The organism is Photorhabdus stackebrandtii, assembly GCF_011189495.1.
Taxonomy (GTDB): Bacteria; Pseudomonadota; Gammaproteobacteria; order Enterobacterales; family Enterobacteriaceae; genus Photorhabdus; species Photorhabdus khanii.
In genome coordinates this window covers 357,045-365,721 of sequence record NZ_PUJV01000001.1, presented here as the reverse complement: position 1 = coordinate 365,721, position 8,677 = coordinate 357,045, and the positions used below count along the sequence as shown (strand labels likewise).

General features: G+C 42.4%; 5 protein-coding genes. 2 read left to right on the top strand and 3 right to left on the bottom strand.

Annotated elements, in window-relative coordinates; all coding sequences use genetic code 11:
- Positions 1-71 precede the first annotated feature (71 nt).
- The gene (locus C5470_RS01575; protein WP_166285358.1) at positions 72-1,682 is read left to right on the top strand and encodes a hypothetical protein; all 1,611 of its coding nucleotides are present in this window, start codon (positions 72-74) and stop codon (positions 1,680-1,682) included.
- 21 nt (positions 1,683-1,703) lie between these two features.
- On the top strand, positions 1,704-2,723 hold the full coding sequence (locus tag C5470_RS01570; protein ID WP_166285356.1) for a hypothetical protein: 1,020 nt from the start codon (positions 1,704-1,706) through the stop codon (positions 2,721-2,723).
- A gap of 1,163 nt (positions 2,724-3,886) precedes the next feature.
- Here the strand turns inward: C5470_RS01570 and C5470_RS01560 are convergent.
- From C5470_RS01560 to C5470_RS01550, 3 genes are read right to left on the bottom strand one after another with little or no spacing between them, the layout of a single operon-like run.
- A complete protein-coding gene (locus C5470_RS01560; RefSeq protein ID WP_242687782.1) occupies positions 3,887-5,632 on the bottom strand; it encodes an ABC transporter ATP-binding protein in 1,746 nt (581 codons plus the stop codon).
- On the bottom strand, positions 5,625-7,397 hold the full coding sequence (locus tag C5470_RS01555; RefSeq protein ID WP_166285354.1) for an ABC transporter ATP-binding protein: 1,773 nt from the start codon (positions 7,395-7,397) through the stop codon (positions 5,625-5,627). The genes C5470_RS01560 and C5470_RS01555 overlap by 8 nt, the downstream gene beginning before the upstream one ends.
- On the bottom strand, positions 7,394-8,665 hold the full coding sequence (locus C5470_RS01550) for an MFS transporter (RefSeq protein WP_070974998.1): 1,272 nt from the start codon (positions 8,663-8,665) through the stop codon (positions 7,394-7,396). The genes C5470_RS01555 and C5470_RS01550 overlap by 4 nt, the downstream gene beginning before the upstream one ends.
- Positions 8,666-8,677: the final 12 nt, after the last annotated feature.

Genomic DNA, 8,677 nt, shown 5'->3' with positions numbered 1-8,677 from the left:
ATCGGATGGAAACATTATTAAAAAGCGAATTAGGTTTTATCCCCAACTAAACGGCCAATAAGATAATTAATATGACTGAACACACTATTTCACCCCGTGCCGGCGTTGCCTGCATGACCTGTAACAATCCGGATCCCTGCATCTATAAAATAAGCGTCACTTTTGGTCAACATACTCAAGTCTGGCCTGAAAAGCCGGCAATTAAAATGGACCTGATTGATCATGGGAAAGGACAAAAAGGCACAATACACATTGAAGATAAATGTCATAACGCCCCTAAACATCATGCTGTGCTGACCGGGGGACAAAAAGAGGCAACCATAGCGTTTAATACGCCTCAAGCGGTCACGTTATTCTATAAAGATAAGTCAGAAGACACGGAGATTGAAAATGGTTTGCAAAGTGTCTGGTCGTATCTGTCTAATCTTGCCAACCCGACGGATATGTACAGCGATCCCCGTTATTATCAGTTAATAGCGCAGGGATGTATCAGTGCGCAAAAATACGCGACGATGGCAGTTTACCCCTCAGTCAGTTTTATGGTTTCTGTCGGATTCAGCTTTGATTTTTCTCATGGTCAACGGTCAATGAAGGAACGGCGTGATGAACAGGCAAAAGCGCGTAATACCATGGAAAATGTTAAACCTAAAAATGGCAATAAACTGCGTGCAGGGTGGACCGTCAATACGGATGAATTTTATATTTCCAGAGAGACGGCGCTTCATGTTGAGTATGCGTTAACGGTTCAGGATATAGATTATTCAGCCAAATTTGCCGAAGTTAACAAGGTCAGGAAAACCCGGCAGAGTTTAGACGCCATCAAGCGGGTGGAAAAACTGTTAGGTTATACAAAAAAATACCTGGTGCCTGCTCCTGACTCAAACGGTAAAGGGACCCGTAATTACCTGCTGTTTGACCTGAATATAACCCCCATCAATATCGGACTGGCTTATGCTTATGACCGCACCACCTCAGTCGATGACAGTAGCCATTTTTTGGGTTTCAGTGCCGCCCCTTTTATGGGCATGAGCGCAAAACTGGATCTCATTCAACTGGGTGCCGCGTATTGCAAAATAGACAGTATTGTCGCCAAATTCAGGGAAGCGCTGGCACGCAGAAATGCGAAGGATGAAAACTATTTAGAGCTTGAATGTTGCATTATTTTGACCTGTAACCTGTCCTTTCAGCTCGGGGCGGCCTATAAACAAAAACAATGGACATTCGATGCCGGTGATAAGAATGATCTGAAATTGGGTCTGGCAGGGAAAATAAACGCGGCCTTTAAAACCCATATTATGATCATGGAAATTGCGATGAGTGCTGGCGGGGTTATAAAAACGGCGGCGGGTTTTAAACTCGATCAACATGATGGGGGGATTGATCTCGCCGGGTATCATGACGGGATTGTTGCTGAGATTGAGGTAGCTGCGGATATGAAGGCAGATAGACAGAAAAAATCCATGGTTAAAATCAAAAAGAAGTGGAAATGGATTATTGCCGATCCGTTAAAAGTCAGTGAATCCCCATTAAGAATTAATTTGATAGGAGAAAAACGGCCTGTTGTTCAGCCGGAAATAGTCCCGGGTGCTGAAACTGCATCGTGGGAAATGAATTATGACCCTAACTCTAAACCTAAGCTGGATAAAATCCCATTTATCAATGCGGGATTCCCAAGAATGTAAGCAAGAGTAAAAGGATAAAAAATGAAATTAAAACTGTTATTACTGTTATCAGGAGTGATTTTTATGTTAAGTGCTCAAGCAAATGAACCGAGGCTATACATTCGTAGTTTATTCGATATTCAGTATGCCTTTTGTGCCATTAAAACTAATGATGTACTGGGAATGGATAATCGAGATTCGGCCCGGGAAGGTCGGGGATTTGGTAGCGCCAGCACAGCTTCCATGTTGTTAATGGCTAATGGCGAAAACGAAATCAGTTTGGAATTCGGGGCATTGGACTGGTTTGCATCAGATGAAGTGTCAGATAAAGCCCGCGCTCACTTTAATCCTGAAGCGAAATGCAAGCTGGAACTGACCGCTATGCGAGGTAAAAAGAGTGAAGTGCTGACGGCAATTGAAGTGGCAATGGATAAAAACGGCCAACCGGTGGCAACCACACCAATGAATGAAACTAAATATGCCGCTATCAGCACGCCGGTTGTGCGCCATGTGATACAGGCAGACAATGTAGAAGCTGGGCATATAGAGAAAAAATACTTTGATCCCAAAGAATTTCCACCCAATATGACTTTATACCGGTTTAGCCGTAGCGTAAAAATCAGCGGCTTGCCTGATTGGGAATGGGTGAAGGCAACGCCCTACACGGATACGTCTGAACAACGTCAGCAACTGCAACGGGCTTATATGGCGGTCTGGAAAACCTATAATACCAAAGATATAAATACCATCCGGGAACAACAAAAAACGGCGCTCAAAGCCTGGGCTTGGGCCACTGGTGAAAGTGAAGAGAGTATTTTCACTAGTAAACCAATTTACAGTAATATCAAAGCAAAAAACTTCAAAATGATACCGATTAATTGGGATGACTACCGAGTTAAAATAATGAATCAGGGCAGGATGGTTAAATTGGTGAATAAATCAGATCCTGAGAGTTCCCCAATATCTTATTATTACATTGATGATGAAGATGGGGAAACAGTTCTGGCTACTACCACACCAATCTTCTCATTAATTAACGGTCGTTTTGTCCAGGTGATTTAATGGATGTAATATCGGGTTATTTAGCCCGATATTCTTTCTTAATGGATAATGCAGTAAAAATTGGTAACATCGGCACAGCGTATATAGCGAAAGTGAGGCGACACCGATGATTGTGGATTTTTACAGTATTAAAGTTGGATAATATCCCATTTATCACCCTCCCCCAGGAATGTAAGAATAAAAAATGCGATTAAAATTGTTATTACTATTATTAGGATTAATTATTATGTCCGGCGATAACTCACATGAACCAACTATTAGTAATAGGTGAATTCACATAATAAATGCAACATCGTTAATCTGGAAATAAACATGTTCGTATTCCTTTAAATAATTCATTCGGTGTTTTCCCTCCCCGTGTTTTTCAGGGGGTTATTAAATGAGTTTACTGATTTATTTAAACACCATTTGAATAGATGTCGATCGGTAAACTGTTTTTTTCGGTGATTCGTTAACAACTGAGGATAAAAAACAGATATCCATTAATGCCAGATTTTGAAAAGGTACAGAGTAACTAAAAACGGCTGATTCCCTATCATGTTTAATGTATTTATAAACGACGTTATCCTTCGCTTATTTTACATTTACCTGTCCTGCCATAACCATTTAAAAGTATGAAAACAGATGTATTAAAGCTTTTATATAAAAGACGGATTTAACTATAAGTGCAGTTTTTTAAATGACACTAACCATGAACAGAAAACTTAAAATAAATCAGCGAGAAAAAGAATATTATCCGAAAAAATATAACGGGGTATCTTTATATCACCAAGCTATTTACGGATTGATTTATGAAGATAAAAGACTTATAAAAACTGTTCATAATTGCCAGTAAAACAACGCCAGTAAAGATAAAATCGAATATGATTAACATTGATTAAATGTAAAAGGTAGATCAGCATTTATATACCGATATAATCTTTGATTATCTGATTCGAGCTTATAGTGAAATAATTAAGGATGTTGCGCTTGTATCATAGTAATTATGGTGGTTAGCTACCATCATATGAGATTTTCACAGATATGAAAGGTATGTATTTATTTGTAATTTTTATTCCGTGGAATTACTGATTTATCTCTCGAAAATAACAGTACACCGACAAGAACAATATTCTGTGGGCCATTTATTATCAGCCCACAGGAAATATTAACTATTCACTATTTCAAGCTAACCGCCAGTTTTGCGCAGATTGCTGTAATGTCCAAAGATCATGGTAAATCCCTCGATTTGCCAATAATTGCTGGTGTTGTCCTTGCTCTGCAATTTCACCATTATTCATCACCACAATTTTGTCTGCATATTCAATGGATGACAATTTATGTGCAATAACCAACACGGTTTTATTGGCTATCAATGACTGCATCGCTAATTGGATATCTCTTTCATTTTCTGGATCGAGCGAAGCCGTTGCTTCATCCAAAATAACCAGAGGCGCATTTTTGAGTAATGCCCTTGCGATAGAAAGCCGTTGCAATTCTCCACCAGAAAGGCGTATCCCATCGGCACCGATTTCCGTATTCAATCCATCAGGCAATTTATTCAGTAAACTATCCAATCTTGCCAAACAGCAGACATGCAATAATTCTTCATCACTGGCATCAGGGCAAGCAATTCGCAGGTTATTACCAATCGTATCATTTAGCATGTAATGACTCTGGAATACCACACTGATATATTGCTGCCAATATTCCACCTCCATCGAAGCAATATCGACTTTCTGGTTGTCGCCGCCTACCCAAATACGTCCTTCAGAAAGTTGCCAAAAACGGGCTATTAGTGCAGCCAGCGTTGATTTTCCTGAACCAGATGCCCCAACCAAAGCGGTCACTTTATTCGCCTCAATAGTTAGATTTATTCCTCGAAAAATTTCTGGTTTATCGGGATAAGCAAAATACACATTATCTAATTCAAGCGTCATATTATTGAGCTGCGGCCGGGTATTTCCCTGCGATAATTCAGGCAATTCAAATACTTTTTTAACCCGTTCTGTTGCCAGACTAAAATAATTCAATTCAGCCAGAAACATTGACATATTCAATAATGGCCGGAAAAAACGTACCGCCGCAATAAGAAATACCAGTACCTCCGCTAATGACAAGGTGTGCCCCAACCACCCCCAAGTCAGTGCGATCAATAATACGATAAATCCGCATTCCACCAACAAATTAAAACTGTATATCGGCCAGACGCCCGCTTTTTCAGCCGTTAGCGATTGCTGATAAGTCGTCGTAAGTACATTATTCAAACGGCCAAAAGCCTGACCAAGCATCCGATAAGATTTCAATACCTTCAGGCCATCAATATACTCCATCAAAGCATCATTAAGTTTGAACAGTAATTGCTGCATCCGACTTTGCCAACGGCGCGCATATTGTCGCATCAGTAAATAAGCACACACCGCCAAAGGTAAAGTTGAAAGCATAGCCAGTGCCATACGCCAATCTTTTAATAATAATCCGATAGAAAAAAAACAGAGTACGGAAGCCGTTGCAATTATTGGTGCATACAAGTGCGTGAAGATATGTTCGATCATATCGATATCTTTCAGCAATGTATTATTAACGCCACTCATATCCGTCCGCTGAAAAAACCCCATCGGCATACGGCGTAAATGTTCTCCCAGATTTTTACGTAATGTACGCCCGGCATCGAAACCAATCTGTGCAATATTGAAATAAAGTGTACGAGCCAGTAATACCCGAACCAACATCAGAGCCGCACAACCGCCTACCAGTTTAAACTGATACATCATATCGGGCATATCAGAGAGCATGTCGAGAATGATGTAGTAAAGAAATGCGTAAGGCGCTGATGCCAGAAAAGCATCCAATATGGAGAGGGCCACCATACCTGAAAGCCCTTTCAGTGGTTTTCCAACCAGACGGGAAAGATTAAACGCCTTAAACATGTGAAACCTCCTGGTTACGCATAGCCACATGCCAGCTTTTTGCCGCCTGATGAGCATCCCACATATTTTGATAAAGTCGGCACTCCTGCAAAAGTTGCTGATGCGTTCCTTCAGCCACTTTACCTCCATTATCCATCACAATGATTTTATTAACATTGACCAAAGTATTCAGCCGATGAGCAATCACCAGCACCGTGCGCCCTTTCATCAAATGGGACAGTGCCTGCTGGATTTTCACTTCATTTTTCGCATCCGCATAAGCGGTGGCTTCATCCAAAATTAAAACCGGAGAATCTTTTGCTATCGCTCTGGCAATAGAGATCCGTTGAGCCTGCCCGCCACTGAGCGAGCCTTGCTGAACCACGGTTTGATATCCTTGCGGTAATTCACGAACAAATTCATCAACGCAAGCCGCTTTAGCCGCAGCAATAATCTGCGATTCCGTAATATCCTGATTCCCCATCCTGATGTTATTCATAATGGTGTCTTCAAAGATAAATACATCCTGAAAGACAAAACTAACCAGCGACATTAATTGATCCAAAGGCATCGCGGTAATATCGCTTCCCCCAATCAAAATACAGCCTTGCTGATACTCATATAACCGGGGAATAAGTTGAGCCGCGGTTGTTTTCCCGGCCCCAGAAGGGCCGACAATCGCGGTAATTTCCCCTTGCCGCGCGGTGAAAGAGAGAGCATCTACCGTAGGAATAACCGCATTATTATGGCTGAATGTGACATGTTCAAAACAGATGTCACTACCATCAATTGGCTGTGGAGCACCGCCCTCCCGTTGCCGGGGCTGCTCAGAAAAATCACGGATATTTTCCACACCTTTTAGCATTTGGCTGAACATACCCGCAAATTGCAGCAGGTTGTAGAGTGGCTCCATCAAGCCAATTCCCAACAGCATGAAGATAAATAATGTCGCCAGCGCCACATCCCCTTGGGCATACAGCCAGATACCAACGGGCATAATACATAACAATCCCAAATCCAACGCCAGCTTAAACAATGCCGCAGGCGTTCGGGTATCGACAAGCCATCCTGTGACTAATCGATGATGTTGTTCCACGGCATTGGCATACCGCTGATGGGAGTCGACTGTCATATTGAAAGCTTTGACCAGTGGCATACTTTTCACAAAATCCACCACGCTGGTATGCAAATCTGCTACAACCTGATGATAAGCTCTGATACGCGAATCAAACCCCTTGAAAATCCAGCACTGCATGGCAATGGCTACCGGCAAAGGGATCAACGCCAATAACGCCAACCTCCAGTCAAAGAAAAACAGCAATGTGGCCGCTGCCAGCGGTGAGACAATAGCAGCAGCAATATCCGGTAAGTGGTGAGCAATGAATGTTTCGATTCTACCAATATCGTCTGAGATGATTTTCTTCATTGTTGCAGAGGTATGACGATTAGATGTCCCCAACGGTAAATCACCCACTCGTGCAATCACTTTACGGCGTAATTCAAACAGAAGCTGGAAAGCCGCTTTATGCGATAACAAACCGGAAAATAGTTGCAATATGATCTTACCCGCCAACGCCATGACTGCCAGACCGACCAACCACCATACCTGTGATGCAGCCGCATCCGGCTGATGCAGAAAAGTATCTATCAGGCGATAGATCAACACATAAGGCACCAACGCCAACAAAGAGTAGATAACGGCTAAGGTCATGGAAGCGATCACGCTTTTCTTTTGAGTCCCGATCAGTTTCATCAACCAAGAAAAAGCGCTGTCATCTGATTTCATTGTGGTACCTCAACTCGCTGAGGTTGAACCGACGGGCGGTTAATGATCGACGAAACCAGACGGAAACAAACTGCCACAATAACAATTGTGGTCACACTTCCTACCACCGCCGCATAGAAAGCATGGGTGAATCCCCAATAGTGTGCCAACGTTCCGGCAATGACCATTGCCGCACTACTACCAAGCACTTCACAACATTGCAGCAAGGTAAAATTGGTTCCTGGCTGAATAACATCCTGTTTGCTATCACCTTCACTCCAGCACATGAAACAAGAGAAGAAAGAGACGCAGCTCAGATTGAAAAAGAAACCTTCCAACATAAAGAAGATAAAGACCATAGTGGGATCTGTTGATGAGACAGTGAGTGAAATCGCCAGCCCTAACCAACATAACGCACTGGCAATCAGCCCACTTAATGCCAAAGTCGGGCTGGAAAACCAGCGATGAAGAAAACCCGCCGCCAACGCGCCAGTGATATAACTGATAATTAACACACTGCCGGAAATCAGAGCAATAAATTCCAGATTAACGCCCATATCTACGAGGAGAGGTGATATCAACCCAGCACCAAGTGTGCTAGCGAACTTAAACAACAATGCCATCAAAATAACCGGCAAACTTCCCTGACGGCGGAATATTTTCCAAACGGAAGCACTACCCGGTTTAACGGGAAGCTGCTGATCGATATTGAATTTGTCCTTATTAAGCATAAATGGAATATGGCAAACAATCTGAACCAGTAAAAAGAACAGCACCATGTTGTGCCAACCCACAGAGCTGAAAACATAAAGGCTGAGAATACCACCAACCAGCATTCCCAAACTAAACCCAGCAACTTGACCGACATTCACTTTAACATGACGGCTGCCGGCAAAAGTGCGTACTGCCAGAGCATCAACCGCAACATCCTGGCTGGCATAAAGAAGATTAATGAATGTGAGTATGATCAGCAAACCGATGACATCAGTTTGTGGGCTGAAAAACCACAGAGAAGCGACAGCAAGCAATGAAAGTATTTTAAATAGTTGAATCCAGGCTAATCCGGCAGAAAGTTTGCCAAATCCCCACGGTTTATGGTTTTCAATGAAAGAAGCCCAGATAAATTTGAATGCCCAAGGTAACATGCATAAACCAATAAGACCGATAAACTGCATATCAGCCCCTTGCTGCCGTAAAATCCCCGGCAAAGCAAAAATTGCCAACCCCAGAGGAGCACCTTGCGCGCAATAAAGGCCAAATAAACCAACAAGGTTATAATTATATTTCATGATATTTCCTAA

What these genes read in the sequence shown, in the direction of transcription:
- C5470_RS01575 (WP_166285358.1), top strand. Translation starts at nt 72, where the DNA reads ATGACTGAACACACTATTTCACCCCGTGCCGGCGTTGCCTGCATGACC.
- C5470_RS01570 (WP_166285356.1), top strand. Translation starts at nt 1,704, where the DNA reads ATGAAATTAAAACTGTTATTACTGTTATCAGGAGTGATTTTTATGTTA.
- C5470_RS01560 (WP_242687782.1), bottom strand. Translation starts at nt 5,632, where the DNA reads ATGTTTAAGGCGTTTAATCTTTCCCGTCTGGTTGGAAAACCACTGAAA.
- C5470_RS01555 (WP_166285354.1), bottom strand. Translation starts at nt 7,397, where the DNA reads ATGAAATCAGATGACAGCGCTTTTTCTTGGTTGATGAAACTGATCGGG.
- C5470_RS01550 (WP_070974998.1), bottom strand. Translation starts at nt 8,665, where the DNA reads ATGAAATATAATTATAACCTTGTTGGTTTATTTGGCCTTTATTGCGCG.